The 24,845-nt window shown below is 59.2% G+C and carries 26 protein-coding genes, 1 tRNA gene, 1 pseudogene and 2 riboswitches; of the genes and pseudogenes, 14 read left to right on the plus strand and 14 right to left on the minus strand.

Features of this window, described 5'->3' with window-relative positions; all coding sequences use genetic code 11:
• Positions 1–42 precede the first annotated feature (42 nt).
• Positions 43–152, plus strand: a riboswitch (glycine riboswitch).
• A 2-nt stretch (positions 153–154) separates the two neighbouring features.
• Positions 155–260, plus strand: a riboswitch (glycine riboswitch).
• 85 nt (positions 261–345) lie between these two features.
• The 4 genes and pseudogenes from gcvT to gcvPB all read left to right on the plus strand — a co-directional run bounded on the left by gcvT (position 346) and on the right by gcvPB (position 4,992).
• Positions 346–1,475: pseudogene (gene gcvT, locus AC0V6M_RS07770) on the plus strand (glycine cleavage system aminomethyltransferase GcvT).
• Between the two features lie 5 nt (positions 1,476–1,480).
• Entirely contained in the window at positions 1,481–1,852 is a 372-nt protein-coding gene (gene gcvH, locus AC0V6M_RS07775) for a glycine cleavage system protein GcvH (RefSeq protein WP_486138248.1), read from the plus strand.
• Positions 1,853–1,940: 88 nt separating this feature from the next.
• Complete coding sequence (gcvPA, locus tag AC0V6M_RS07780; protein WP_486138249.1) at positions 1,941–3,305, plus strand: aminomethyl-transferring glycine dehydrogenase subunit GcvPA; 1,365 nt, start codon at positions 1,941–1,943, stop codon at positions 3,303–3,305.
• Positions 3,306–3,420: 115 nt separating this feature from the next.
• Positions 3,421–4,992 carry an aminomethyl-transferring glycine dehydrogenase subunit GcvPB gene (gene gcvPB / locus AC0V6M_RS07785; protein ID WP_486138250.1) on the plus strand — a complete coding sequence of 524 codons (1,572 nt, stop codon included), beginning with the start codon at positions 3,421–3,423 and terminating at the stop codon, positions 4,990–4,992.
• Here gcvPB and AC0V6M_RS07790 read toward each other — a convergent pair.
• A complete protein-coding gene (locus AC0V6M_RS07790) occupies positions 4,984–6,291 on the minus strand; it encodes a lipopolysaccharide biosynthesis protein (RefSeq protein ID WP_486138251.1) in 1,308 nt (435 codons plus the stop codon). The two genes, gcvPB and AC0V6M_RS07790, sit on opposite strands and share 9 nt — an antisense overlap.
• An 18-nt stretch (positions 6,292–6,309) precedes the next feature.
• Complete coding sequence (locus AC0V6M_RS07795; RefSeq protein ID WP_486138252.1) at positions 6,310–7,116, minus strand: NTP transferase domain-containing protein; 807 nt, start codon at positions 7,114–7,116, stop codon at positions 6,310–6,312.
• A gap of 89 nt (positions 7,117–7,205) precedes the next feature.
• Here AC0V6M_RS07795 and AC0V6M_RS07800 point away from each other — a divergent pair, with 89 nt between their 5' ends.
• Entirely contained in the window at positions 7,206–7,943 is a 738-nt protein-coding gene (locus tag AC0V6M_RS07800) for an Nmad3 family putative nucleotide modification protein (RefSeq protein WP_486138253.1), read from the plus strand.
• On the opposite strand, the gene mmsB is transcribed toward AC0V6M_RS07800, so the two are convergent.
• The 4 genes from mmsB to AC0V6M_RS07820 all read right to left on the minus strand — a co-directional run bounded on the left by mmsB (position 7,918) and on the right by AC0V6M_RS07820 (position 12,160).
• Positions 7,918–8,799 carry a 3-hydroxyisobutyrate dehydrogenase gene (mmsB, locus tag AC0V6M_RS07805; RefSeq protein ID WP_486138254.1) on the minus strand — a complete coding sequence of 294 codons (882 nt, stop codon included), beginning with the start codon at positions 8,797–8,799 and terminating at the stop codon, positions 7,918–7,920. The genes AC0V6M_RS07800 and mmsB overlap by 26 nt on opposite strands.
• 216 nt (positions 8,800–9,015) lie before the next feature.
• Positions 9,016–9,810, minus strand: a complete 795-nt coding sequence (locus tag AC0V6M_RS07810; RefSeq protein WP_486138255.1) for an enoyl-CoA hydratase-related protein — start codon at positions 9,808–9,810, stop codon at positions 9,016–9,018.
• Between the two features lie 102 nt (positions 9,811–9,912).
• Positions 9,913–10,986, minus strand: coding sequence for an enoyl-CoA hydratase/isomerase family protein (locus AC0V6M_RS07815; RefSeq protein WP_486138256.1), 1,074 nt, complete (start codon positions 10,984–10,986; stop codon positions 9,913–9,915).
• Positions 10,987–11,014: 28 nt separating this feature from the next.
• On the minus strand, positions 11,015–12,160 hold the full coding sequence (locus AC0V6M_RS07820; protein WP_486138257.1) for an acyl-CoA dehydrogenase family protein: 1,146 nt from the start codon (positions 12,158–12,160) through the stop codon (positions 11,015–11,017).
• 113 nt (positions 12,161–12,273) lie between these two features.
• Between AC0V6M_RS07820 and AC0V6M_RS07825 the strand changes: the two genes are divergently transcribed.
• Entirely contained in the window at positions 12,274–12,666 is a 393-nt protein-coding gene (locus AC0V6M_RS07825) for a hypothetical protein (protein WP_486138258.1), read from the plus strand.
• 69 nt (positions 12,667–12,735) lie between these two features.
• On the opposite strand, the gene AC0V6M_RS07830 is transcribed toward AC0V6M_RS07825, so the two are convergent.
• The 5 genes from AC0V6M_RS07830 to AC0V6M_RS07850 all read right to left on the minus strand — a co-directional run bounded on the left by AC0V6M_RS07830 (position 12,736) and on the right by AC0V6M_RS07850 (position 16,587).
• Positions 12,736–13,119 carry a RidA family protein gene (locus tag AC0V6M_RS07830; RefSeq protein WP_486138259.1) on the minus strand — a complete coding sequence of 128 codons (384 nt, stop codon included), beginning with the start codon at positions 13,117–13,119 and terminating at the stop codon, positions 12,736–12,738.
• Complete coding sequence (locus AC0V6M_RS07835) at positions 13,116–13,523, minus strand: hypothetical protein (RefSeq protein ID WP_486138260.1); 408 nt, start codon at positions 13,521–13,523, stop codon at positions 13,116–13,118. The genes AC0V6M_RS07830 and AC0V6M_RS07835 overlap by 4 nt, the downstream gene beginning before the upstream one ends.
• Positions 13,524–13,637: 114 nt before the next feature.
• Positions 13,638–14,618 carry a polysaccharide deacetylase family protein gene (locus AC0V6M_RS07840; protein WP_486138261.1) on the minus strand — a complete coding sequence of 327 codons (981 nt, stop codon included), beginning with the start codon at positions 14,616–14,618 and terminating at the stop codon, positions 13,638–13,640.
• Complete coding sequence (locus AC0V6M_RS07845) at positions 14,615–15,085, minus strand: hypothetical protein (protein WP_486138262.1); 471 nt, start codon at positions 15,083–15,085, stop codon at positions 14,615–14,617. The genes AC0V6M_RS07840 and AC0V6M_RS07845 overlap by 4 nt, the downstream gene beginning before the upstream one ends.
• Before the next feature lie 5 nt (positions 15,086–15,090).
• On the minus strand, positions 15,091–16,587 hold the full coding sequence (locus AC0V6M_RS07850; RefSeq protein ID WP_486138263.1) for a CoA-acylating methylmalonate-semialdehyde dehydrogenase: 1,497 nt from the start codon (positions 16,585–16,587) through the stop codon (positions 15,091–15,093).
• A gap of 161 nt (positions 16,588–16,748) precedes the next feature.
• Here AC0V6M_RS07850 and AC0V6M_RS07855 point away from each other — a divergent pair, with 161 nt between their 5' ends.
• The 3 genes from AC0V6M_RS07855 to AC0V6M_RS07865 all read left to right on the plus strand — a co-directional run bounded on the left by AC0V6M_RS07855 (position 16,749) and on the right by AC0V6M_RS07865 (position 18,114).
• Positions 16,749–17,456, plus strand: coding sequence for a hypothetical protein (locus AC0V6M_RS07855; RefSeq protein WP_486138264.1), 708 nt, complete (start codon positions 16,749–16,751; stop codon positions 17,454–17,456).
• A gap of 64 nt (positions 17,457–17,520) precedes the next feature.
• A tRNA-Gly gene (locus AC0V6M_RS07860) sits at positions 17,521–17,594 on the plus strand.
• 406 nt (positions 17,595–18,000) lie between these two features.
• Entirely contained in the window at positions 18,001–18,114 is a 114-nt protein-coding gene (locus AC0V6M_RS07865; protein WP_486138265.1) for an enoyl-CoA hydratase, read from the plus strand.
• An 89-nt stretch (positions 18,115–18,203) separates the two neighbouring features.
• Here the strand turns inward: AC0V6M_RS07865 and AC0V6M_RS07870 are convergent, their stop codons facing one another.
• Positions 18,204–18,962: an enoyl-CoA hydratase-related protein gene (locus AC0V6M_RS07870; protein WP_486138266.1), complete on the minus strand. Its 759-nt coding sequence runs from the start codon at positions 18,960–18,962 to the stop codon at positions 18,204–18,206.
• A 92-nt stretch (positions 18,963–19,054) separates the two neighbouring features.
• The gene (locus AC0V6M_RS07875) at positions 19,055–19,849 is read right to left on the minus strand and encodes an SDR family oxidoreductase (protein ID WP_486138267.1); all 795 of its coding nucleotides are present in this window, start codon (positions 19,847–19,849) and stop codon (positions 19,055–19,057) included.
• A 114-nt stretch (positions 19,850–19,963) separates the two neighbouring features.
• Between AC0V6M_RS07875 and AC0V6M_RS07880 the strand changes: the two genes are divergently transcribed.
• The 4 genes from AC0V6M_RS07880 to AC0V6M_RS07895 all read left to right on the plus strand — a co-directional run bounded on the left by AC0V6M_RS07880 (position 19,964) and on the right by AC0V6M_RS07895 (position 22,381).
• The gene (locus AC0V6M_RS07880) at positions 19,964–20,527 is read left to right on the plus strand and encodes a hypothetical protein (protein WP_486138268.1); all 564 of its coding nucleotides are present in this window, start codon (positions 19,964–19,966) and stop codon (positions 20,525–20,527) included.
• 132 nt (positions 20,528–20,659) lie between these two features.
• Positions 20,660–21,121: a Dps family protein gene (locus AC0V6M_RS07885; protein ID WP_486138269.1), complete on the plus strand. Its 462-nt coding sequence runs from the start codon at positions 20,660–20,662 to the stop codon at positions 21,119–21,121.
• A 127-nt stretch (positions 21,122–21,248) separates the two neighbouring features.
• Positions 21,249–21,887, plus strand: a complete 639-nt coding sequence (locus AC0V6M_RS07890; RefSeq protein WP_486138270.1) for a 6-phosphogluconolactonase — start codon at positions 21,249–21,251, stop codon at positions 21,885–21,887.
• Positions 21,884–22,381 carry an NUDIX domain-containing protein gene (locus AC0V6M_RS07895; RefSeq protein WP_486138271.1) on the plus strand — a complete coding sequence of 166 codons (498 nt, stop codon included), beginning with the start codon at positions 21,884–21,886 and terminating at the stop codon, positions 22,379–22,381. Before AC0V6M_RS07890 ends, AC0V6M_RS07895 begins: the two co-directional genes overlap by 4 nt.
• Here AC0V6M_RS07895 and dinB read toward each other — a convergent pair.
• Positions 22,378–23,499, minus strand: coding sequence for a DNA polymerase IV (gene dinB, locus AC0V6M_RS07900; protein WP_486139589.1), 1,122 nt, complete (start codon positions 23,497–23,499; stop codon positions 22,378–22,380). The genes AC0V6M_RS07895 and dinB overlap by 4 nt on opposite strands.
• Positions 23,500–23,616: 117 nt before the next feature.
• On the opposite strand from dinB, the gene AC0V6M_RS07905 reads away from it, so the two are divergent.
• Positions 23,617–24,843, plus strand: a complete 1,227-nt coding sequence (locus tag AC0V6M_RS07905; RefSeq protein WP_486138272.1) for a multidrug effflux MFS transporter — start codon at positions 23,617–23,619, stop codon at positions 24,841–24,843.
• Positions 24,844–24,845 lie beyond the last annotated feature (2 nt).

The following is a 24,845-nucleotide window of genomic DNA, read 5'->3' on the forward strand; positions in this document are numbered from 1 at the left end:
TCGCATGCGCAACATGACGGATGCCCGTCAGAAGTGATTCTGGCATCTTTCGCGGGAGAGATTTGGCCGATTTGCCCTCCAAGGCAATCGGGCAAGGCGCCGAAGGAGCAACCGCCCCGGAAACTCTCAGGCAAACGGACCGCGCTGGAATGGGCACTCTGGAAAGCGCTCTTGCGAGCTTTCGCAAGGCCACCGAAGGGGAAGGCTCGCCGCGCTGCAAGGCTAGGCTAAGCTAAGCTCTCAGGTTTCCCGACAGAGGGGGCAGGATGACACGGCGCTTCAATAGTGGAGCGTCGCACGCCTGTGCGGGGACTGATATTGAGCGACGATCAAATCACTGATGATATGGAAGATGGCGCGCCGGCGATCACGCAATTGCCGCTGGACGCCTGGCACCGCGCACGCGGCGCGCGTACGGTCCCGTTCGCCGGCTATGAAATGCCGATCCAATATACGGGCGAGGGCGGCGGTATCGTCGCAGAGCACGAATGGACGCGGACCAGCGCTGGTTTGTTCGATGTGAGCCACATGGGGCAGGTCCTGTTGTCAGGGGAAGGGCTCGACGAGGCCGTCGAAGCAATCCTGCCGATCGATCTTTCTACGCTGAAATTGGGGGGCAGCGCTATTCTCTGCTGCTCGATGAAAATGGCGGTGTGCTCGATGATCTGATGGTCTCGCGCTGGCCCAGTAGTCTGTATCTGGTGGTGAATGGCGCGACCAAATGGGATGACATCGGCCATCTGCGCGAACATCTGCCTGACGAGATTACGCTGCACCACATGGACGAGCATGCTCTGCTCGCGCTGCAAGGCCCCAAGGCTGTCGATGCGCTCGCGCGCCATGCGACGGGCGAATACGCGCTGTCCGATCTGACCTTCATGCGCTTTGGCCCGTTCGAGATCGCGGGGCATGTGGTGACGATTGCCCGCGCTGGCTACACTGGCGAGGACGGCTTTGAAATCTCGATTCCCGCAGTGGCGGCGGAAGAGATCGCGACCCTGTTGTGCGCGGAACCAGAGGTTCGCCCGATTGGCCTCGGTGCGCGCGACAGCCTCCGTTTGGAGGCGGGCCTGCCGCTGTATGGCCATGATCTATCACCGGAAATCAGCCCTATCGAAGCGGGGCTGATCTTTGGAATTAACAAGCGCCGCCGCAGCGAAGGCGGCTTTCTGGGAGCAGAGCGTGTCCAGAGCGAGATTGCGAATGGACCTGCGAAAACGCGCATTGGCCTGAAAGTGGATGGCCGCATGCCTGCGCGCGAAGGTGCCAAGGTGTTTGCCGCTGACAAGGAAATCGGCGTCGTCACCAGCGGCGGCTTTTCGCCCACGCTTGGGGCTCCGATTGCCATGGCCTATGTCGATCCCGCCCATGCGGACGAAGGCCAAACACTAGAGATTGAGGTGCGTTCTAAGCGCCTCTCCGCCACCGTTTCACCTATGCCATTTGTAGCCCATAATTATTACCGAGGGAGCTGATCACAATGCCGCGTTATTTCACCGATGAACATGAATGGATTGATGTCGAAGGCGAAACCGCCACGGTTGGCATCACCGATTATGCGCAGGAACAATTGGGCGATATCGTGTTCGTCGAACTGCCCGATGTGGGCGCAATGGTCGACAAAGGCGGCGAGGCCGCTGTGGTCGAAAGCGTCAAGGCGGCAAGCGATGTCTACGCGCCGATCACCGGCGAAGTGACCGAGACCAATTCAGGGCTCGAAGATGAGCCCGCGCTGGTCAACACCTCGCCTGAAGAAGAGGGCTGGTTTTTCCGCCTGACCATCAGCGACACCGGCGAGCTCGAAGGCTTGATGGACGACAAGGGCTATAAGACCTTCGTCGACAGTCTTTAATCGGCATCTGAATTGCCCGCCGCGCCGTAACTGATGGCGCGGTGGGATACCGCTTTTTTCGATAGCGAAGCGGTCTGGAGAATACTCAATGCGTTACCTGCCTCTCACCGACACTGATCGCGCCGATATGCTGGCGAAAATTGGTGCGAATTCGATCGATGATCTGTTTGTCGATGTGCCCGCCGTGGCGCAGCTTGACGGCCCGATCCGCGAGTTGCCGATGCATGCCTCTGAAATGGCGGTTGAGCGGCATATGAAAGCGCGCGCGAACAAGAATTTGGCGGCAGGGGATGCGCCATTCTTTCTGGGCGCAGGGGCGTATCGCCATCATGTCCCGGCCAGCGTCGATACGGTGATCCAGCGCGGTGAGTTCCTGACCGCGTACACGCCGTATCAGCCTGAGATTGCTCAGGGCACGCTGCAAATGCTGTTCGAATTTCAGAGCCAGGTCGCGCGGCTTTACGGCTGCGCGGTTGCCAATGCCTCTATGTATGACGGCTCGACCGCATGCTGGGAAGCTGTGGCCATGGCTGGCCGTGTCACTCGCCGCCACCGCGCGGTGCTATCGGGCGCGCTGCATCCGCATTACAGTCAAGTGGTCAAAACCATGGCGCAGTTTACTGGTGACACCATCGCCGATGCGATGCCCGCCATTCAAACCGAGCCTGACAATGCTGGCCTGATCAGCCGGATCGACGACGACACTGCCTGCGTCGTGGTGCAATATCCCGACATCCTTGGCCGCATCCCGGACCTCACTGAACTGGCCGACGCTGCGCACGCAAAGGGCGCTTTGCTGGTGGTGGTGAACACAGAACCGGTGGCGCTGGGGGCGATCAAATCGCCGGGCGAGATGGGCGCGGACATCGTTGTGGGTGAGGGGCAGTCAATCGGCGTCGGCTTGCAATTCGGCGGGCCATACCTTGGCCTGTTCGCGGTGCGCGATCCCAAGCATGTGCGGCAAATGCCGGGGCGGCTGTGCGGTGAGACCACGGATGCAGAGGGCAAGCGCGGCTTCGTGCTGACGCTCTCCACGCGCGAGCAGCATATTCGCCGGGAAAAGGCGACCTCGAACATCTGCACCAATTCCGGCCTGTGCGCGCTGGCGTTCAATGTTCACATGACCTTGCTCGGCGAAAAGGGCCTGCGCGAACTGGCGGCGGAGAACCACCGCTTGGCCTGCATTGCGGTGGACCGGCTGGAGAAAATCCCCGGTGTGAGCCTGCTCAACAGCGCCTTCTTCAACGAATTCACCCTGCAACTCGGCGGAAAGCCAGCGCGCGATGTTGTGCGCAGCCTTGCCGATCGCGGCGTTCTGGGCGGGGTTTCGCTCGACCGGCTCTATCCCGGCGTTGCGGGGCTCGAGGATGCTTTGCTGGTCGCGGTGACCGAGACGACGACAGAGGAAGACATCGAAACACTGGCGAGCGAGCTGGAAGGGGTAATCACATGAGCTTTTGTTTCCCCGTCTGCCCTGAGCTTGTCGAAGGGCTGCATTTCTTTTTTCCATACGAAGCACACAAAGAAGGACAGTGCTTCGACAAGCTCAGCACGAGCGGAGTAACGATATGAACGCGCCTAACAAATCTGGCTGGAAGCCTGAGATGCAAGTGAGCGAGGACGGCCTGCACAATGGCCCATCGACCACGACCGGCAACCGCGCTTTGATGCTTGAAGAGCCGCTGATCTTTGAGATCGGCCATGCGGAGACGACCGGTGTTGATCTGCCAGAGATAGATCCTGACGCGCCCAACCGCCTCGGTGGATTTGAGCGGAGTGATCCGATTGGCCTCGTTGGCCTGACCGAGCCAGAGACGGTGCGGCATTACACCCGGCTGAGCCGCCAAAACTACGGTATTGATCTGGGCTTCTTCCCCCTCGGCAGTTGTACGATGAAGCACAATCCGCGGCTCAACGAGAAAGTCGCGCGGCTTCCGGGCTTTGCCGATATTCACCCGCTTGCCCCGCAGCAATCGGTGCAGGGCGCGCTGCAAGTGATCCACGAGCTGGGCGATTGGTTAATGAAGCTGACCGGCATGCCCGGCGTCGCGATGAGCCCGAAAGCGGGCGCGCATGGCGAGCTGTGCGGTATCCTGGCGATCCGCGCGGCGCACACCGCGCGCGGCGATGCACGCCAAGTCGTGCTGGTGCCGGAAAGCGCGCATGGCACCAACCCAGCGACCGCTGCCTTTGCGGGCTACAAAGTGGAGGATATTCCCGCCACCCCGGAAGGCCGCGTCGATTTAGAGGCGATCAAGGCTCGGCTCGCGCCTGATGTGGCGGCGGTGATGATCACCAATCCCAACACCTGCGGATTGTTTGAAAAGGATTTCCGCGAGATTGCCGATGCGGTCCATGCAGTGGGCGGATATGTCTATTGCGACGGCGCGAATTTCAACGCGATTGTCGGCCGGGTGCGCCCGGGCGATCTGGGCGTGGATGCGATGCACATCAACCTGCATAAGACATTCTCCACCCCGCATGGCGGCGGTGGTCCCGGCTCTGGCCCGGTGGTGTTTTCCGAGGCGCTGAAGGACTTTGCCCCGCTGCCGGTGGTGCGCAAAACCGCTGACGACAGCTATGAGTTGGTCGAAGAAGAGGGCCGCAAGCATCGCGGCCAAAGCTTTGGCCGGATGACGGCGTTCCATGGCCAGATGGGCATGTTCACCCGCGCGCTCACCTATATGCTGAGCCACGGTGCCGACGGTCTGAAGCAAGTTGCCGAGGACGCCGTGCTCAATGCGAATTACGTGCTGCGCAGTCTGGAAGACATCCTACACGCGCCGTTCGCAGACAGCGGGCCGTGCATGCACGAGGCGCTGTTTGGCGATAAGGACTTCGGTGGCGGCCTCTCAACGCTCGATCTGGCGAAGGCGCTGATTGACGAGGGCTATCACCCGATGACCGTGTACTTCCCGCTGGTGGTGCATGGCGCGATGCTGGTCGAGCCGACAGAGACCGAAAGTAAGGCGAGCATTGATCAATTCATAACCGCGTTCCGCAGTGTGACAGAGCGCGCGCTCGCCGGTGATGAGACGATGAAGCAGGCGCCGTATTATGCGCCGCGCCGCAGGCTGGATGAGACGCAGGCTGCGCGCAAGCCGAAACTGGCATGGCAGGATCCGGAGCCTTCAGCTTAAGCGGTAGGACCTAAAGGGCGGGGCGATCGGGCTTTTTAGCTCCGCCTCGCCATCGGGCGCGACCGCGATTTTGATCTCACGCAGGTTCAGCACGACCACGAAGAAGCCAAGCACGGCGAGCGTGCTTGAACCGAGCATGGCAAAGGCCGCGCCTTTCGCGCCGTCCCATTCAATCGCTGTGCTCAGCAATAGCAGCGCGAGGATCGTCGGCACGGCGCGCACGAAGAATGCCGTGTGCGCTTTACCTGCGGAAACCAGCAGCGATTCCAGACTAGCCCCGACCAGCTCCACCGCGCCCGCGATGGATAGGATCACCATCGCCCAGTAAAAACCGGAGAAATCATCCTCCGCGATGGTCGCCAGGCCCCAGCGGCCAAACAGCAGCGCCATCCCCACCGCCAGCCCGCCTGCGACAACCGCAATATTGGCCATGCGCCGCGCGATCTCGACTGCGTTTTCCTTGTCGTGCACCAGCTCTGGCAGGATCGCTTTCGAGATAGTTTGCGCGAGCGTGACCAGCGCCTGACCCAGCTGAGCTGCGACCCGGAAACCGCCCGCCAGCGCGGCTCCGCCAAATGTGCCAACCAGCAGGATGATCACCTGCTTGCCCGCAATCGTAAGGCTGCCCGACATGTTGGTCGACCAGACAAAGCGCCATGCATCGCGGTGCTTTTTGGGAAGTTCGCTCAGGCTGACCTTTGAAAAATCAATCGGCTCTTTGCGGGTGGCGACAATCCATAGGGTAATCGCCACGGCGACCTCCGCCGCGGCCCAGGCCATTATAAACCCAGCGACATTGGGCATGAACAACCAAGCGAGCACCGCCCCCGCCGCGCGGATCGCGGGCTGGACCGCCTCTGCGCCGGTTGCCGTGGCAAATTCAAACCTCAGCCGCAGCAGGCCAGTGGGCGTGGTGCGGATCGATAGCAGCGAGACGATGCAATAGCCAAAGGTCAGCCACAGCAGTTCGCTCGGCAGTGGCAGCCACATCTGCGCCGTCCACACCACAAAGGCTGCGATCACCGCGCCCATCACTACCGACAGCAGATCAAGCGCGATAGCAAAGCCGGTCGCTTCGCCGGGGCCGTCGCCGTTCGCGCCCCAGCGGATGATAAATTGCCAGGTCTGAAAATTGGCCAAGCCCGTGACCGTCTGGCCCAATGCGACAATGATCGCGAAATGGCCGAAGCTCTCAATCCCCAGCGTGTGCGTCGCGAGGTAAAGGTAGAGCAGGCTCATCGCTGCGTTAAAGCCGCGCCCTCCGAGGAGCCAACCGATGTTTTTGAAGAGGCGCTTCATGGCGGCGTGTCCGTATGCTTAGCCGCGCTTGCCTTCGGTCTTGGCCAGTAGCCGCTCGGTCACTTCAAAGGTCCGCTCATTGTCGACGTCGATGGCGTACTGGCCCTTCGACAGAACAATTGGCACCATCTTCAGACCAAACCGGCGAGAGATTTGCGCGAACAATTTCTCTTTAGAACCCCAACCCATGCGGAACCGGATCAGGTTCATAAAGCCGAACGCCTTGATGATGCGGCGCGGGAATTTCACAAATTGCCCGCCTTCACGCATGATCTCTGCGGCTTTCAATGCCTCTGCGCTGCCCATCCAATACATGTTGCAATTGGAATAGCCGCCGTCTTTGAATTGATAGAACTTCGATTGGCCTTCGGGATCGGCGGCCTGCACGTCTTCCTTGCGTGCTAGGCCAGCGGCGGCGCCAGCGTTTTCAGCCAAAGCCTTGTCAATGAATTCGGCATAGCCTTCCGGCGTGACCAGGCAATTGTCAGCGGTGGTAATGAGCATGGGGAACTCTACGCCCTCCGCGCCTGAAAACACGCTGTCGACGATGTTGAACTTGCCTTCTGCAAAGCTCAGACGGCCTTCTTCAATCAGCTTTGCAACCACGGGCTGAGCGGCAATTTCGTCCGGCTCATGCGCGACAATGCGAATTTTTCCGACACGCTCGCACGCCGCGACCTGTTCAACGACGCGCGCGACCATCGGGGTGCCATTGACAGGGACGACGCATTTTTGTGCGACACCAGCGCGCTGGGCCAAGGGGTCGAGCACACCGGAGCGTTTGCCGGCCATGATGAGAGCTGTTGCTTTGATTGATCCGTCCATGTCCGCGCCTTTAGCGCTAATCGGGGGCTGCGCAAAGTGGTGTGCGATGAGTGTTGTGCAACACCCGTTTGCGCGCCATGGATCGGCGGATGCGGATTATCTTCTCTCGCAAAGGGTTTGACAGCGCGGCGGGCGGTGGTCCTTCGCCGATAGTGGATGGTCGCCCGATCAGTCTGCCTATCCCGGCGGGCGCGGCCAGCAGCACGCGCTATGGCGATTTGGGGCTGGGCGATCTGGTCTATGCGGCGAGCAAAGGGAAGCTCGGCGCAGACGATCTGTGCCATCACGATCCGATGTTTCGGCAGGATGGCACATGCTGGTTTGGCCAATGCGGCGCGGCGCAAACCCATCTGGAGCGGCAGGGCGTTGGCCTGGGCGATGTGTTTGTGTTCTTCGGCCTGTTTCGTGAAGAGCACGCAGACGGCACGCGCGGCGATCCGCATCACCGGATTTTTGGATATTTGCGCGTTGAGGAGATGGTGGCGCTGACTGAAAGCGTCCCAAGCGAGCTAGCGGAAGAGGGACATCCCCATGCGCTCGCGCTGCATGCCTCCAACGATGTGATCTGGCGCGGGGAAGGCCGCACGGCAAACCATGCGAGCGATGCGCTGCGGCTGACGCTCCCCGGTGCTTCGCCCAGCGTTTGGCGGAAACCGGACTGGTTGAAGCGCGGCGGCCTATCCTATCATGACCGGCCATCTCGCTGGGCCAAGCGCGGCCAATTGCAAAGCGTTGCGCGCGGCCAGGAATTCGTCGCCGATATTGGACGCAGACAAGCCCCGCGCGAATGGCTGGCGCGGATTATCGCTGAGATAAATAGGTCTTGATGATGGCCGAAAAGTCCTTGCCGCCATTGCCCGCGCCGTCGAAATCCTCATAGAGCGCGGCCGCGCGCGAACCCATGGGGACCGCGCTGTCTGAAGTGTCGGCCGCATCCATTGCTAGGCGCAGATCCTTCAGCATCAATGCCGTGGCAAATCCGCCTTCGTAGTCATTGTCAGACGGGCTTTGCGGGCCGACGCCGGGGACTGGACAATAGCTGGTCATCGACCAGTTTTGGCCCGATGAAACCGAGGAAATATCGTAGAAGGTTTGCGGGTCTAAACCAAGCTTTTCCGCCATCGCAAAGGCTTCGCATGTGCCCGCCATATGCACCGCGAGCAGCATGTTGTTGCAGATCTTAGCCCCCTGACCATTGCCGGCATCGCCTGCGTGGATCACCGCCTTGCCCATCGCGGAAAGGATCGGTTCGGCGCGGTCAAACGCGGCCTTCGTGCCGCCGACCATAAAGGTCAGCGTGCCGCCATTCGCCGCGGCAATCCCGCCGGATACTGGCGCATCGACCATGTCATAACCCGCCGCCGTGGCGAGCCCGATCACTTCGCGCGCGGTGGCAACATCTATAGTCGAGCAATCGAGGAAAACCGCGCCAGCGGGCGCTGTGCCGATCACATCTGCGGTGAAAACCGATTTCACGATCGCGCCATTGGGCAGCATGGAAACGACCGCCTCGGCACCGGCGCAGGCTTCAGAAGCGCTGGTGAAGGTCGCACAGCCCGCTTCCTTTGCAGCAGCTAAAGCGGCTTCACTAAGGTCAAAGGCCCGCACATCATGGCCCGCCTTCACGAGGTTTGCGGCCATTCCGCCGCCCATATTGCCAAGGCCGATAAATGCAATTTTCATTGTGTTCTCCCAGTCAGCGCAACAGTCCTATGACCCCAAAAATAGTGATCGCAAATGAAAGAATAACAGCGGCTCCCATTGCGCCGAATGCTGCAAGCTTTTGCCCCTCTCTTTCGTGAGACGGTACAGGAGGCGGAAACGCTCGGAATCGCTTCCAAGCTTTGATACTAGCGAAAAGGAGCCAAGGTCCGGCTAACAGCGACGCTAGATGAATGATTACCGCCCCTTCCACACGCCCTCACGCTTCTCGATAAAGGCGGCCATGCCCTCGGCCTTGTCCTCGCTCGCGGTGAGGATTTGGAAGATCCTGCGTTCGATAATCAGGCCCTGATCCAGCGTCATTTCAAACGCGGCGTTGACCATTTCCTTATTCGCGATCGCGGCCATTGGCGGCATGCTCGCGATAGAGGCAGCGGACTTCAGCGCGTCGGCCAGCAAATCCGCTTGCGGCACGACCCGCACGATCAGGTTCGCACGCTCCGCCTCTTCCGCGCTCATCATTCGGCCGGTCAGGCACATTTCCATGCTCTTTGACTTGCCAATGGCGCGGGTGAGACGCTGCGATCCGCCCATGCCGGGGGCCACGCCCAGCTTAATTTCAGGCTGGCCAAATTTCGCATTGTCGGACGCAATGATAAAGTCGGCCATCATCGCAAGTTCGCACCCGCCGCCCAGCGCAAAGCCGTTTACCGCCGCGATCCACGGCTTGCGGGTCTTTTTCACGATCTCGGAGGTCCAAGGCGAGAAGAAATCGTCGAGATAGAAATCGGCTGCCGCCTTGTCCGACATTTCTTTGATATCCGCCCCGGCCGCAAAGGCCTTCTCGCCAGAGCCGGTCAGGACCGCGCACAGCTGGCTGTCATCGGCCTGATAGGCTGCGAACGCCTCAGTCAATTCAGCGAGCACCACAGAATTGAGCGCATTCAGCGCCTTTGGCCGGTTGAGCGTCATCAGCGTGACGCCGACGTTGCCCTGCGCATTGGTTTCGACGGTTATGGTTTCGTAAGTCATAATCAATCTATCCTATCTCGTTATGCTGAACTCGTTTCAGCATAACCGGGTCAACTGTTCCCGATGTTTGTTATCCTGAAACAAGTTCAGGATGACGCGTACTTATTGAAGTGGCACCCACTCCTCGTCGGTGGGCAGCGGAGCAAAGATGCTCTCAATCAATTCGTCAGACACGCCCTCTGGCGTTGCCGGATCCCATTTGGGATCGTTGGTTTTGTCGGTGATCACCGCGCGGACGCCCTCAGCAAAGTCGGGCCGGGTCAGCACGCGCGATGCGATGCGATATTCCATCCGCATATTGTCGGCAAAATCGGTGAGGCCCGCGCTGTCCGCCAATTGCCGCAGCGCCACTTTGCAGGTCTGCGGGCTCTTGGTGCCCAGAGTATCCCGCTCTTTCGCGGCCCAATCCGCTCCGCCATTCTCATCGGTCTCGATCTCAGCCTCTAAGCTGGCGAGGATCTCTTCATAGCTGTCGCTGGCGAAATGCTTGGCAATGCGCAGAGCGTTCTTCTCAATCCGCGCGTCGGGCGGCGTGCCCACGGGCTCGGATAGAATGCCCGCGATCCGTCCTGGCCGCTCAATGATACGGGCCTTAAGGTCTTCGAGCATGTCGCTCGGCACGTAGTGCGTCGCAAGGCCGGTCCACACGCATTCTGCGCCGTCGAGCCGCGCGCCAGTGAGTGCGAGGAACTGGCCGATCCGCCCGCCCAGGCGCGAAAGATACCAGCCGCCGCCAACATCAGGGAACAATCCGATCCCGGTTTCCGGCATGGCAAAGCGAGTGTTTTCGGTCGCCACGCGGAATTTCGCAGGTTGAGAAATACCGACCCCGCCGCCCATGGTGATGCCGTCCATGAAGGCCACAATCGGCTTTGCATAGGTGAACATCTGATGGTTGAGCTGGTATTCGTCGTGAAAGAACTTGCGGCCCGATGCGCCGCCATCATTCAGCGCGGAATCCCGCAGGAAGGCAATATCGCCGCCCGCGCAAAACCCGCGTGTGCCCTCTACGTGATCAAGGATGATGGCCTTGACGGTGTCGTCATTGGCCCACTCAGTGAGAGCAGCGCTGATCGCGTGGCACATCTCCAGCGTCAGCGCGTGCAGCGCCTTAGGCCGGTTCAGTGAAATATGGCCGACAGCGCCGGTTTTGCGGGTGAGGACGTCTTGAGTCATTAGCAACTTTCTAAACGCGAAATTGGATCTATTGGCGCAGCAGATCGCGGCCCACGATCATGCGCATCACTTGATTGGTGCCTTCGAGGATCGAATGCACGCGAAGATCGCGCCAGAACCGTTCAATCGGGTAATCCTTAAGATAGCCGTAGCCTCCAAACAATTGCAGTGCGTCGTTCACAACTTTGCTGCCGTTGTCGGTCGCCAGCCGTTTGGCCATCGCTGAAAAGCGCGACTTGTCCGGCGCATTGTCGGTGACCTTAGCCGCCGCCAGATAAAGCAGCGCGCGCGCAGCCTCTAGATCGGTGGCCATGTCGGCCAGCATGAACTGCGTGTTTTGAAAATCGGCAATCGGCGTATCGAACTGCTTGCGATCCTTGGTGTAGGCAATCGCTTCGTCGAGACAGCGCTGCGCCCCGCCAAGCGAACATGCGCCAATGTTCAGGCGTCCGCCGTCCAGCCCCATCATCGCAAAGCGGAACCCTTCGCCTTCGTCGCCGACCCGGTTCGCGACAGGGATGCGTGCGTCTTCGAAGACGACTTGTGCTGTGGGAGATGCGTTCCAGCCGAGCTTCTTCTCTGGCGCGCCGAAGCTGACGCCCGGTGTGTCTTTGTCGATCACCAGACAGGTGATGCCTTTGGTCTTGTGTTCACCCGTGCGGACCATGGTCACATAGATATCGTTGACGCCGCCGCCGGAAATGAACTGCTTCGTGCCGTTGAGGACATAGTGGTCGCCGTCCAGATTCGCATTGGTTTTGAGCGCGGAAGCGTCCGATCCGCTGCCCGGTTCTGTCAGGCAATAGCTGGCGATTGTGTCCATCGTGACCAGGTCCGGGAGGTAGCGTTCTTTCAACTCTTGCCCGCCGAATTCATCAATCATCCAGGCGGCCATATTGTGGATCGAGATGAACGCGCTGGTGGTGGGACAGCCATACGCCATCGCCTCCATGATCAGCGCCGCTTCCAATCGGCCAAGCCCGATGCCGCCGCTTTCCTCAGAGACATAGATCGCGCCAAAGCCGAGCTCTGCAGTGCTTTTGATAACGTCCTTTGGGAAATGGTGATTCTCGTCCCATTCGCCAGCAAAAGGCGTGATGTTATCGGCGGTGAAACGCTGCGCCATTTCTTGTATGGCGAGTTGATCTTCGGTGAGTTGAAATTGTCCAGTCATGGCGCATCTCCTACCTCGCTTAAGGGCGCGAGAAAAGGTGTGATCGGCTGTGAATTTTTGCGGAGGCATGCAATTTTTTGTAACTATTTGCTCGCCGATACGTAATTATCGGTATGACCCAGACAAAGTTCAAGCTGTTGATCGTGTACAATGCCGATGGCGGCATCCTGAATGCGTTGGCCCATGCGGTGCACAAAACCGTCTTTCCCGCGACCTATCCCTGCTCTCTATGCGCGGTGACATATGGCACCGTATCGATGCGCAAGGTTTGGCGAAAATTCCTCGATGGGTTGGACATGGAGAAGGTGTTTCACCACCGCGATGATTTCGCCGCTGACTATCCTGGACACGAATTTGCGCTCCCCGCCCTTTTGATCCGCGAAGGTGCCCGCCAGCCGGAGCTGCTCCTTGGCCCAGAGCAATTGGACGAGATGACCGATGTAGCAGAGCTGATCGCGGCGCTGGAGTTGGCTTTGTCGCGCCGGACCAAAGATGAGGCGGCTTAGTCTTACTTGAACCAAGCCAGCCGCTTCATCCATCCTTTAGGCCGTTTCAGCGCCGGCGTCTGAAGCCCATCAACCAATAACAGCCTCAGCTTCGATCTCGACCTTCCATTCCTCGCGGCACAGCCACGCGACACCGGCCATGGTGGCAGCGGGTGGGTTCGCGCTAAAGAAGCGCGCATGCACCTCGCCAACCGCGCTTTGATCGGCAGGATCGGTCAGCAGCATCCGGGTGCGCAAGACATCGCTCGCGCTGCCGCCCAAATCCTCAATCGCTTTCACGATTAGGGTGAGACAGCGCTCGGCCTGCTCAGCGGCCCCACCTGACGTTGTCTCGCCGTTGTCCTCAATCGGGCCGGTGCCCGCGACGACGATACGATTGCCCTCTCTTACCGCGCGGCAAAAGCCGAACTGTGCTTCGAAGGGTGAGCCGGAAGTGGCGCGGGTGCGGGTCATGTGGGGCAGCGCTTTCTTTGCAGGGGCGGAGGAGGTCGCACGGGGACTGGAAGTGGGGTGTCACCCTCTTCAAAATGGACGTATTGAATCAGAAACTCACCGCTATCGATTAGGTTGAATTTGAAACTACGCTGCCAACTGTCTCCTTCACCCTCCATGTTTAGAGTAACAGTGAGTGCATTTTCTTCTGATGTTTTGACGGCCTTTACTTGCCCGTAGCTTTCATAAAAAATGATATCCGTAGCTGAAATGGCAATCCGCAAATCGCTCTCCAGCGCACAGGTGCCTTCGATATAATCCCAAACCCCGTGGTAGCGTGCGGGGATCTCATTATTCGCAATCGCCTGCGCTTCATCCAAGGGAATGGCACCATCGCCGATACCGCCATCGGGCTCTACCGGCATGGGCGATTCTGTTGCGGTTTGGGTGGGCACTTCTGCGCCCGTGGTCTCTTGCTCAGGAGCCTCGTTACAAGCGGTAAGCAAAACCGCTGCGGAAACCATTACCCAAACCCGCATCTACTTATCCCCCTCAAGTCCAAGCACCTGCTCGTTAAACTGCTGCTCCAAAAGGCGCGTGTCATTGCCGGGATACCAGCGCTGTGAGCCAATGCCGCGATGCCATGCAGCGAGTTCTACCAAGGTCCCTTGCGCTGACGGCACGTCGGGGGCGCTGAGATATACGGGGTCAGCAAAGGCCTCGTCAGCGGTCACAATTGTCCAGCCCTTCTCGCGCAAACCCGCGATTAGATCGCCGATAAATAGCGCCGAAAGATCGGTTTCATGGAGCAGGATATTGTGGACGATGGGACGCTCAAATGTCTCAAGCGCCAGCTCATGATAGAACTCAGCCGCTTCGACATGGACACGCACAAACAGGTCGCGCACGGCAGGCGGCGAATAGGCTAAACTCTCCCGCTCAACCCGGCTGAGCGCGCTATCGAGCCACCAGTCCGAGGCATCCACTGTGGGTGAGGCATTGAGCAGCCCACGCGCCGCCAGAACTTCCCGAACAGCATCGCGCTTCTCTTTGTCGGCGCGGCCTTCATCGAGATAGGGAAAGCGGAACCAAGGGCGCGCACCTTCCCGGCCCTCAAGCCAGCTCGCCGCTGCATCAAGATCAGCGATGTATTGGTCAGTCTCAGTCTGCGACAGGCGAGGGTGGTTCGCGGTGTGATTGGCAAGCACATGACCAGCCGCGACATAGGCCTCTATACGCGCACCAGCTCCATCGCGCTGAGGGATTTTGCCCGGATTGACGAAGAACACCGCTTGCTTAACGCCCGCTTTTTCAAGCTCGATGATAAGCAGTCGCGTGCGTTCATCCTCTGTGAAAAATGCGCCCCGATGACGCGGTGTATCATCGAATGTCAGCGCGATACGCTTGTCACTGATTGCTTTCGCTTCTTGTGCCGCGTTCGGGCTCGCACAATTGACGAGCAATAGGCCCAAGAGCGCCAGAAGGCCCGACTTCACGATCTGGGCCAAGCTACCCGTCATTCGCAGCGCTTGCGCGGCATCGGCGTGCCCGCTTGCTCGCCATCCGCGTCAACGGGCGTCAGAATATCGCCGCCATCGGTCAGCGTCAGCCGCGTTCGCTCTGTCCAGCTCTCGCCTTCGCCTGACATGGACAGCTCAACCACAACTTGGTTGTCATTCTCCACCTCGACGCTCTCAACCTCGCCGACGCTTTCGTAGAACATCAGATCGCCAGCGGTTACTTCGAGGCGAAGGTCGGATTCAGGCGCGCAGCTACCCTCGGTATAATCCCATACGCCGCGAAATCGCTCTGGGATTGCGGCGACAGCTGGAACCGTGGGCGCTTCCGGTGCAGCCGCTGGCTCAGGCGATGCGACAATGGGCGCAGCAGGCGCTTCGCCGTCCACCGCCATGCTTTCTTCCGCGCCTCGCTCCGCCGGCGAGCAGGCTGCCAGAACCAGAGCAATGGTTCCAATCAGCAGTCGCATAAGCCTTACCCCATAGTTGGAATAACAAAGGCGTTCCCGCCATCTGGTGAGCCGTCGGGCCAGCGCTGGGTGACTTTCTTGACCTTGGTCCAGAACTTCAGTCCCTCCATGCCATATTGATCGGTGTCGCCAAAGCCGGAGCGTTTCCACCCGCCAAAGCTGTGATAGCTGACCGGAACAGGGATCGGCACATTGATGCCAACCATGCCGACATTGACTCGCGATGCGAATTCGCGTGCGGCGTGGCCATTGCGGGTGAAGATCGCGACGCCATTGCCATATTGGTGGTCGCTCGGCAGGCGCACGGCTTCTTCGAAGTCATTGGCTCGCACGATCTGCAGCACAGGGCCGAATATCTCTTCCTGATAGCTTTCCATTTGCGGAGTGACCCGGTCGATCAGGGTGGGGCCGATAAAGAAGCCTTTCTCATGGCCTTGCAAAGTGAAGCCGCGGCCATCGACCACGATTTCGCCGCCTTCGCGCTCTGCCGTATCAATCCAGCCCTCGACCCGCGCCTTGTGCTCAGGTGTCACAACTGGGCCGTAATGCGCATCAGGATCGTTCGAGACGCCAATGTTGAGCGCATGGATCGCCGGGATCAGCTTCTCTTTGAGGCGCTCGGCAGTGTCTTCGCCCACTGGCACAACCACTGGCAGCGCCATGCAGCGCTCGCCCGCTGAGCCAAAGGCGGCGCCCGACAGGTCATTGACGACCTGATCAAGGTCCGCATCCGGCATCACAATGCCGTGGTTCTTCGCGCCGCCCATGGCCTGCACGCGCTTACCGGCGGCAACGCCGCGCTTATAGACATAATGTGCAATGTCGGATGAGCCAACGAAACTGACCGCTGCAATGTCTTCATGGTCAAGGATTGCATCGACCATTTCCTTGTCGCCGTGGACGACTTGCAGCAGGCCCTCTGGCGCCCCGGCCTCAACAAACAATTCAGCCAACCGCACTGGCACCGATGGATCGCGCTCCGATGGCTTCAAGATGAAGGCATTGCCGACCGCAATCGCCATGCCGAACATCCACATCGGGATCATCGCGGGGAAGTTGAACGGGGTGATACCCGCCCCGATCCCAAGCGGTTGACGCATCGAATAAACATCAATGCCCGGCCCTGCGCCTTGGGTGTATTCGCCCTTCAAGACCTGCGGAATGCCGCAAGCAAATTCGATCACCTCAAGGCCGCGCTGAACATCGCCCTTGGCATCGTCGATGACCTTGCCGTGTTCGGAGGACAGCAGCTCTGCCAGCTCCTGCATATTGGCCTCGATCAGCTCTTTGAACTTGAACATCACGCGGGCGCGCTTTTGCGGATTGGTTGCCGCCCATGCGGGCTGAACTTCCTTCGCGGTCGCCACGGCTTTTTCGAGCAGCGCGGCATCGCCCAGCGTCACCTCGGCTTGAATCTCGCCGGTTGATGGGTTCCACACTTGGTGCTTGCGGGAGGCGGCGGCGCTTGGTCCGCCAACCATGAAGTGATCAATCTGACGCATTGGGTTGGATGCTCCTCTATTTTCCGACTAATTGCAGTTGAAAGCGCGGTGCGCAAGTTCTGCAAGCCTCACAAAACTGGTGAGAGCTTTCGTTCCCAAATTGCGATACGATCTGTCTTGCTGTTGTGCCTTTCTGAAATTTTGTGCACGCAGATCGCGCAATGCATCTGTTCGAAGCCCTTGTGGTGGTGCACGTCATCGCCGGTACGATTGGTCTGATGGCCTTTTGGGTGCCGATTGCCGCACGTAAGGGAGCCCGCCCGCATCGCAAATGGGGCCGCATCGCTTGCTATGGCTTTATCGGAGCGGGCGCGTTGGCAATCGCAATGGCGCTGCTGTCGCTTTATGGTTCGGAAGAACGCATCCCGACGATCACGGACAGAGAATTGTTCGCCGGATTGTTTGGCTGGATGATGCTCTACCTTGGCTTCCTGACGATAGGCTTTGCGGATTATGGCCTCGCGACCGTGCAACACAATCGCGATCACGCGCCGCTCAGGGGGCTGCGTTATCAAGCGGTCATGGCGGCGGTGGTCGTCTCGGCCCTGTGGTGCGGATATTTCGGCTTTCGCGTCGGCCACCCGCTAATGGTGCTGGTCGCGGCGGTTGGGCTGGTCGCGATGGTTATGCAAGAGCGGTTTGTCTGGCGCAAAGAGGTGGTGCGCGGCGACTATGTCGGTGAGCATTTTCGCGCGCTGATCGGCATGGGAATTTCCGCCTACACCGCGTTTCTATCGGTCGGTCTAATCCGTTTGGTGCCAGATCAAGTGTTCAACCCCGCGATCTGGGCCGGGCCGAGCGTCATCGGCGTAGGCCTGATCATCTACTTCACTGTGCAAGTGAACCGAAGGCAGGCTGCGCGGGCCTAGAGGTAGCGGTGCGTGCGCATATTGACGGCCCAGTGATCCTGGTGTTTACCGCGCAGCGCTCAATGCGGGTGTAGCTCAATGGTAGAGCAGCAGCTTCCCAAGCTGACGACGAGGGTTCGATTCCCTTCACCCGCTCCATCCTCATCATCGCTGAATTCGTCCGTTCGCTGCTCCATTTGGGCGAGCGTTGGCAGGGCAATGGTGGTAGTATAAATCGCGATCCCAACTGTTGGTGTGATTTCCCAATCATGCGCAAATCACATTTATCTGCAGTTCATCTTAATGTCTGAAATCCCCAGAAATCCGCCGTTTTTAAAGTTTGGCACGGCTCCTGCAAGGTTGTTTTCATCCAGCGGGATCGACCCGCCAGATACGAGACAGACCCAAAGGAGACTAAAAAATGTTCGCTACCGAAACCAACAACGCCGTCCTCGCAGCCGTATTCTCGCTGACCATTTCTGCCGCTCTGTTCGCCACCGCGATCATCCCAGCCAGCCCAACTCTTTTCGCTTAACAGCACCAATTCATCCAAAGGAATTCAATCATGTACGCCGACGCCAACAGCACCACGATCCTCGCAGCCGTCCTCTCCGTCGCCATTTCAGCCGTTCTGTTCGCAGGCGCGATCGCTCCAGCCAGCCCCGGTCTTTTCGCTTAAGGCGCCTGTTCGCATGATCCCGTGCCGATAAGGCGTCAAGCAAGCGTCCGGTCTCAACCTTGCAAGGCTGGGCGGCAAAGAAGCGCAGTTTACGGGTAAACCGCCGGACGCTTCGCCATCATCGCGGCCACGCTTTCGCTAAATTCACTTGATTTTAATCGCGCCGCGAAAATTTCACCTTCGACATTCATACATTCAGTGATCGCCTCGTTCTGAGTGCGCACCAGCGCCTTCGAATGCCGCATCGCATTCGGCGCAGCATTGGCAACCAACTGCGCCAGCGCATTGGTTTCCGCTGCAAACATATCATCTTCAAACACGCGTGAGACCAACCCCATGCGCAGCGATTCTTCAGACGTCAGCATGCGCCCGGTCATGAACACATCGTTCGCCGCCGCCATGCCGATAATTGCTGGCAGCAGCATCGAAGACGCCGCTTCTGGCACCAGGCCCAGCTTTACGAACGGCGCAGCAAACGTCGCTGAGGTTGCGCAATAAACCAGATCGCAGTGCAACGTCAGCGTCAGGCCAACGCCAATCGCGGGGCCGTTGACCGCGGCAATCAGCGGCTTTGGGCAATCCTTGATCGCGTGGAGAAATTGCACGACCGGCGGTGAGCCATCGCCGCGCGGGCCCATCGCGAAATCTCGCAAATCATTGCCCGAGGTGAAGTAATCGCCAATCCCGGTGAACATCAGTGCACGCACGCCGTCGTCGCTTGCATAATCGTTCAACGCATCGGCCATCGCCTGATACATATCCTGCGTAATCGCGTTCTTCTTTTCCGGGCGGTTGAAGGACACCGTCGTCAATCGGTCGGCGGTTTCAATACGGATATGGTCGGTCATTGGGTCGTTTCCTGAATGCGGTTGCGCGTTCGTCCTTGGCGCAGGTTTTGCGCGCTCGCAAGCTCGGTCAGCCTGCCCCTGCCTGATCAAACCTATTTGGGCGGCATACGGATCGCGCCGTCCAATCGGAATTGGTGCCCGTTGATATAGGTGTTGCGAGCGATCTCTACGATCAGGGATGCAAATTCCTCTGGCTCACCGAGGCGCTTGGGGAAGGGGACGCTGGCGTTCAGCTGATCCCACATTTGCGGATTGCGATCTTTCATGCCCAGCATCAGAGGCGTCGCAAAAATCCCTGGCATGACCGAGTTTACCCGGATGCCCAGATCCATCAGATCGCGCGCCATGGGCAGGACCATGCCGTTCACGCCGGATTTGCAAGAACCGTAGATCGTTTGGCCGATCTGGCCGTCCTGCGCCGCGACGCTGGCAGTGAGGGTGATGGAGCCGCGTTCTCCATCCTCATTGACCGGCTCCGAATTGGCCATGCCCAATGCAGAGATGCTCGCCACCCGGTAGCTCGCGACCAGAATGCCCTGCGCACCAAACTCATAATCCTCGGTTGACAGACGCTTGTATCCGCCCTTTCCCTTGTCCCAGCCGATGGTCTTGCCGCGCCGACTGGCCATAGCACAGTGGACGGTCACCCGCTCTTGGCCATTGACTGCGCGCGCAGCCGCAAAGCCTGCCTCGACAGAGGCCTCGTCTATGATGTCGACATGGTGAAAGGTGCCGCCAATCGCTTTCGCATGCGCCTCACCGTCTTCGTCATTTATGTCGAAAATCGCGACCTTCAGCCCGGCCTCTGCCAAAGCCGCCGCACTCGCGCGGCCCAGACCCGATGCGCCGCCGGTCACAACCGCGGCCATGCCTTCTGTCAGTTTCATATGCTCTCCGTGTGTGTTGTGTTTGTCTAGACTTGTAAGCAAGCGACGCGCGCCTGCAAACCTTAGCCGCAGGAGGCGCTGGCGAAACGGTATGAGTGAAGCTAGGGCCAGGCGATGGACTCGTTTCTCTTTGCTATGTTGCTGGTGTTTGCGATTGCGCTAGGCGGACGTGATCAGGTGATCATTGCGCAGTTTTCTGAAGTGCAGGAGCGCAATATCGGATTGCTGATTGCGGGCGCGGTCTGCGCCGTGATGAGCGCAGGCGTGATGGCCTATGCCGGGGCGACCATGGCCGCAATCCTGCCCCCGCGCGCGGCCGATATGCTTGTTGCATTCGCGCTTGCCATTGCCGCGTTTGAGCTGTGCTGGCGAGTCAAGGTCAAGCCGATGAAAGAGCCGACCCGATCGTACATTGCGATTGGAGCGGTTTTGCTAGCGCGCCAAATCGGGGATGCGGCGCGCTTTGCGATCTTCGCGCTCGCGGCGGAGGCGGTCTATCCGACCACAGCCTTCATCGGCGGGGCGATTGGCGGGATTGCAGCGATAGGTCTCGGTTGGACACTGGGTTTGGGTCAATTGCAGCGATTTCCGCTGCGCACCCTCCGGTTTGTACTGGCGCTTTGTTTGATTGTTGCGGCTTTGGTGATTGGTTTGAACGCTCGTTTCACATTCCTGTGATCGACCCAAACGATTACTGCGATTTGGATGTTCTCGGAACCGATTGCGCACCCTAACCATTGTTTAGGTGTAACTTTTCGACGCGCCGCGAACATATTCAGGCGCCCAACACGAGAACAGGAGAGCTCCCCAATGCTCGACCCAAACAGCAATTCGAAAACCGCAATGGTAGCCGCAATCAATGGCCTGCTGGCCGATCACTTCGCGCTCTATGTGAAGACGAAGAATTTTCACTGGCACGTGAAAGGACCACGTTTCCGTGACCTCCACATGTTGTTCGACGAACAGGCCATCGAAATCCGCGACCAAATTGACGTAATTGGTGAGCGCGCCCGGAAATTGGGCGGCGACACGATCACATCGGTCGGTATGATTGGGCAGCACACTCAGGTCAAAAATCAGGACAGCACCGCGCTGACCGCTGAGGACATGATCACCGAACTGCGCGATGACAATGCGGCAATGGTCGAGCGTCTGAAATCAATGAAGGGCACCGCCGAGCAGGCAGGTGACAATGCGACCGACGGCCTGATCGACGATTGGACCGATATGGCCGAAGAGCGCGTCTGGTTCCTCAATTCGATCTTACAGTAACCTTTTGCGATAGCGTGCTGGCGTCATTTTTTGGAGCAGACGTTATTGAGCACGAGATTACACAAGAATACATATGCGAGGGGCCGTTTCCGCTAGCCGGAAGCGGCCCTTTTGCTATGCGGGTGTTATGAAAGCACAGATAATTGAAGACGCCACGCCAGAGGCCATCGCGGAATTTGTCGCCGCGCAGCTTAGCGAAGCCCTCGCATCAACCCTTAATGATGCGGGCGACCTGTCAATTTCTATCACCGTGCCCGGCGGCTCGACCCCGTTTCCGATATTCGAGGCGTTGGTTCGCCATGCGCTCGATTGGTCGCGCATTATCGTGTGGCCTAATGACGACCGGATCGTGGCGGAGGATCATGCGGCCTCCAACACCGGCAAATTGCGCAGCATTTTTGAGCCGATTGGTGCGCAGATCGTTGCTTTGCCTGATGCGCAGGAACCGCCGCATTTCGCGCTTACATGGCTTGGGATGGGGGCAGATGGTCATATCGCCTCGCTGTTCCCGAACACCGATCCGCAGATGGATGACGCGCAGCCGATCCGGCGTTTAACTCCTGATCCACTCCCGCCAGAGGCTCCGTTTGATCGGATCACGCTGACCATTCCTGCTCTGCTAAACAGCGGGCAGGTGATGTTCACGCTCGGCGGTTCGGCGGATAAGCGCGCTGTGTTTGAGTCAGCCCTTGCCGGTGAGCATAATCTACCGGTTGCACGTTTGATTGGCGCAGCGGGCGAGCAGACGCTAACCTGTTTCGCATGAAGCTGACCGGATTGATACCTGCTGCGCTCCACCGGGCGGCATTGCCGCTGGCGCACAAGGTGCGACATCGCTGGCGTGGTTTGACGAAGCAGCCACTGGCGGGCTGCTCTGTGATCATCACCGACTTTAATGGCAATTTGCTGCTGCTGCGGCACAGTTACGGCCCGCAAGGTTGGGCGCTTCCTGGCGGGGGACTTGGCAAGAGCGAAGACGCAAGCGAAGCGGCGCTGCGTGAGGTGCATGAGGAGCTGGGGCTGAACCTCAACTCCGTCACCCTCATCGGCACAATAGAAGAGGTCATGTCAGGCGCACCGCACACGGCCCATCTGTTCGCTGCGATTTGCGATGACCGCCCGCAGCCGGACCAGCGCGAGGTGCTAGAGGCGCGGTTCTTCCCGTTGCATTCGCTGCCAGAGCCGCTGAATGAACGGACCCGCACACGCCTGGAGTTCTGGCGCGCGCAGAAGGGCGCTGGTAGCGCGAACGCTGGCTAAAGCAGCGACAGTTGAGCGGTGTCCTTGGGCGGCGATTTGTCTTCTACGCCTTCCAGATTTGACAGGGTCAACCCCATCAGCCGGATCGGCAACCTCAATGGCAAAGCCTCATCGAGCAGTTCCCTGCCAACCTCTGCAAACTCTTCTTTACCCGCGACCCAGTCAGGCAAAGACTTCGATCGGGTCATCGACTGAAAATCGGTGTATTTCATTTTCAGGGTCACCGTGCGCCCGCGCGCTTTGGCGTCCTCAATCCGCTCCCACACGATATCGGTGATATTGGCCAGGGTCTCGCGCAATTGCGCGCCGCTGGAGATGTCCTCGCTGAAAGTCCGTTCTCCGCCGACAGATTTGCGTTCGCGGTGAGCGCGGACGGGGCGCAGGTCGATGCCGCGTGCGGCGCGGTAAAGATAATCGGCAAAGCTGCCGAAATTCTCGCGCAGGAATGTGATGTCTTTCGCCGCCAAATCCGCGCCCGTCGCTATGCCAAATCGCTTCATCTTCTCCTCCGCCTTTGGCCCGACCCCATGAAACCGGCGGATCGGTAGGCCAGCGACAAAGTCCGCGCCTTCGCCCGGCCGGATCACGCACATGCCATCGGGCTTGTTCTGGTCGCTGGCAATCTTTGCGAGGAACTTGTTGTATGAAATACCCGCGCTCGCGGTCAGCTCGGTCTTGGCCTTGATCTCTTGACGGATCAGCTGAGCAATGCGGGTGGCCGAGCCTATGCCGAGCCGGTCCTCGGTCACATCAAGATAGGCCTCGTCGAGGCTCAGCGGTTCGACATGCGGCGTGTGATGCTCAAACACTTTGCGGATCGTCCGGCTGGCCTCTTTGTACGCATCAAAGCGGTGACGCACGAAGATGAGATCGGGACACAGGAGCTTGGCCGTCACCGATGGCATTGCGCTGCGCACGCCAAACTTGCGCGCTTCATAGCTGGCGGCTGCGACCACCCCGCGACCGCCAGAGCCGCCCACCGCCACAGGCTTTCCGCGCAGCTCGGGATGATCGCGCTGTTCAACGCTGGCAAAGAACGCATCCATATCGACATGGATGATCTTGCGCAGGCCAATTGCCTCGTCGCTTTCCCCGCCGCTTCCTGCGCTGTCTTCCATCGCTCTGTAATAGGGGATCACTTGGCCAAGCGAAACCTTCGCAATCCTCAACAAAAGCGTATCTCTATCAAATCGCCGCTTTCTTTCTGGCACGCTTGCGCGCAATGACCGCTGACCATGTCAACAACCACAGCCGCCACTGCTCCCAATGCCTTGGGTGAGCGCGAGATGATCGTGCTGATGGCGCTGCTGATGAGCCTGCAGGCGTTTGGCATTGACGCAATGCTACCCGCTCTTGGAGAGATCGCGAGCGACTTTGACGCCGATGGCAACGACCGTCAGCAAGTGATCGGCGCATATTTCCTCGGCGCCGGTGTGGGCGCCTTGTTTCCCGGCATGTTTGCAGACCGGTTTGGCCGCAGGCCGGTACTCGCGGTGTGCCTGTTTGCCTATATCAGCCTTTCCATCGCCTGCGCGTTGGCGACCAGTTTTGATATGCTGATTGTGATGCGCCTGTTGCAGGGATTTAGCTGCGCCGGGCTCAGCGTTGTGCCCGCGGCGATTGTGCGTGATCAAGTGGGCGGCGACCGGATGGCTCGGCTGATGAGCCTCATTATGATGATCTTTTTGATCGTCCCAATCATTGCCCCCGCAATCGGGCAATTGATCCTAATATTCGCCGGGTGGCAGGCGATTTTTCTGGCAATGGCTGCGGCGGGAACGCTGGTTGCTGGGTGGATGTGGCTGCGACTGCCAGAGACATTGACGGATGAAACGCGGCAGAAAATCGACCTACCGACCGTTGCGCGAAACATGGGGCAGGCGCTGCTCAATCGTCAGGCAATCGGGTATGTCATCGGCAGTGGGCTGGTATTTGGCTCGCTCTTTGGCTTCCTCAATTCCTCGCAGCAATTGATCGGCGAGGCGTTCGGCATGGGCGAGTACTTCGCGCTCATTTTCGGCGGCGCTGTGCTCGGCATGGTGGCGGCCAATTTTACGAATTCGCGGATCGTCGAACGGTTCGGCGCGCGCCGGGTCAGCCACACTGCGCTGTTCCTATTTATCGCCGCCTCCTTGCTACAGCTTTATTCGGCGAGCAGCGGCACGCAGACCGTGTGGCAATTTGTGCCAATCCTCAGCTTTTCGATGGCCATGCTCGGCTTTGTCGGCGCGAATTTCAGTTCAATCGCAATGCAGCCATTTTACCACATATCGGGCGCGGCGAGTTCCGTTCACGCATCTTTGCGGATGACGCTGGGCGCGGTGCTGGGCATTGCGATTGGCAAGTCTTATGACGGAACAGCGGTGCCGCTGGCGATAGCAATGCTGGTCTGTTCTTTGCTGTCGCTGGGCATCGTGTTGTTCAGCGAGCGGGGCAGGCTATTCACGCGGCCAAATGGGTAAGT

The organism is Erythrobacter sp. JB3-1, from assembly GCF_057364995.1.

Excerpts from the sequence above, each read along its gene's own strand:
- gcvH (WP_486138248.1), top strand. The coding sequence starts at position 1,481 with ATGCCGCGTTATTTCACCGATGAACATGAATGGATTGATGTCGAAGGC.
- gcvPA (WP_486138249.1), top strand. The coding sequence starts at position 1,941 with ATGCGTTACCTGCCTCTCACCGACACTGATCGCGCCGATATGCTGGCG.
- gcvPB (WP_486138250.1), top strand. The coding sequence starts at position 3,421 with ATGAACGCGCCTAACAAATCTGGCTGGAAGCCTGAGATGCAAGTGAGC.
- AC0V6M_RS07790 (WP_486138251.1), bottom strand. The coding sequence starts at position 6,291 with ATGAAGCGCCTCTTCAAAAACATCGGTTGGCTCCTCGGAGGGCGCGGC.
- AC0V6M_RS07795 (WP_486138252.1), bottom strand. The coding sequence starts at position 7,116 with ATGGACGGATCAATCAAAGCAACAGCTCTCATCATGGCCGGCAAACGC.
- AC0V6M_RS07800 (WP_486138253.1), top strand. The coding sequence starts at position 7,206 with ATGCGGATTATCTTCTCTCGCAAAGGGTTTGACAGCGCGGCGGGCGGT.
- mmsB (WP_486138254.1), bottom strand. The coding sequence starts at position 8,799 with ATGAAAATTGCATTTATCGGCCTTGGCAATATGGGCGGCGGAATGGCC.
- AC0V6M_RS07810 (WP_486138255.1), bottom strand. The coding sequence starts at position 9,810 with ATGACTTACGAAACCATAACCGTCGAAACCAATGCGCAGGGCAACGTC.
- AC0V6M_RS07815 (WP_486138256.1), bottom strand. The coding sequence starts at position 10,986 with ATGACTCAAGACGTCCTCACCCGCAAAACCGGCGCTGTCGGCCATATT.
- AC0V6M_RS07820 (WP_486138257.1), bottom strand. The coding sequence starts at position 12,160 with ATGACTGGACAATTTCAACTCACCGAAGATCAACTCGCCATACAAGAA.
- AC0V6M_RS07825 (WP_486138258.1), top strand. The coding sequence starts at position 12,274 with ATGACCCAGACAAAGTTCAAGCTGTTGATCGTGTACAATGCCGATGGC.
- AC0V6M_RS07830 (WP_486138259.1), bottom strand. The coding sequence starts at position 13,119 with ATGACCCGCACCCGCGCCACTTCCGGCTCACCCTTCGAAGCACAGTTC.
- AC0V6M_RS07835 (WP_486138260.1), bottom strand. The coding sequence starts at position 13,523 with ATGCCGGTAGAGCCCGATGGCGGTATCGGCGATGGTGCCATTCCCTTG.
- AC0V6M_RS07840 (WP_486138261.1), bottom strand. The coding sequence starts at position 14,618 with ATGACGGGTAGCTTGGCCCAGATCGTGAAGTCGGGCCTTCTGGCGCTC.
- AC0V6M_RS07845 (WP_486138262.1), bottom strand. The coding sequence starts at position 15,085 with ATGCGACTGCTGATTGGAACCATTGCTCTGGTTCTGGCAGCCTGCTCG.
- AC0V6M_RS07850 (WP_486138263.1), bottom strand. The coding sequence starts at position 16,587 with ATGCGTCAGATTGATCACTTCATGGTTGGCGGACCAAGCGCCGCCGCC.
- AC0V6M_RS07855 (WP_486138264.1), top strand. The coding sequence starts at position 16,749 with ATGCATCTGTTCGAAGCCCTTGTGGTGGTGCACGTCATCGCCGGTACG.
- AC0V6M_RS07865 (WP_486138265.1), top strand. The coding sequence starts at position 18,001 with ATGTACGCCGACGCCAACAGCACCACGATCCTCGCAGCCGTCCTCTCC.
- AC0V6M_RS07870 (WP_486138266.1), bottom strand. The coding sequence starts at position 18,962 with ATGACCGACCATATCCGTATTGAAACCGCCGACCGATTGACGACGGTG.
- AC0V6M_RS07875 (WP_486138267.1), bottom strand. The coding sequence starts at position 19,849 with ATGAAACTGACAGAAGGCATGGCCGCGGTTGTGACCGGCGGCGCATCG.
- AC0V6M_RS07880 (WP_486138268.1), top strand. The coding sequence starts at position 19,964 with ATGGACTCGTTTCTCTTTGCTATGTTGCTGGTGTTTGCGATTGCGCTA.
- AC0V6M_RS07885 (WP_486138269.1), top strand. The coding sequence starts at position 20,660 with ATGCTCGACCCAAACAGCAATTCGAAAACCGCAATGGTAGCCGCAATC.
- AC0V6M_RS07890 (WP_486138270.1), top strand. The coding sequence starts at position 21,249 with ATGAAAGCACAGATAATTGAAGACGCCACGCCAGAGGCCATCGCGGAA.
- AC0V6M_RS07895 (WP_486138271.1), top strand. The coding sequence starts at position 21,884 with ATGAAGCTGACCGGATTGATACCTGCTGCGCTCCACCGGGCGGCATTG.
- dinB (WP_486139589.1), bottom strand. The coding sequence starts at position 23,499 with ATGGAAGACAGCGCAGGAAGCGGCGGGGAAAGCGACGAGGCAATTGGC.
- AC0V6M_RS07905 (WP_486138272.1), top strand. The coding sequence starts at position 23,617 with ATGTCAACAACCACAGCCGCCACTGCTCCCAATGCCTTGGGTGAGCGC.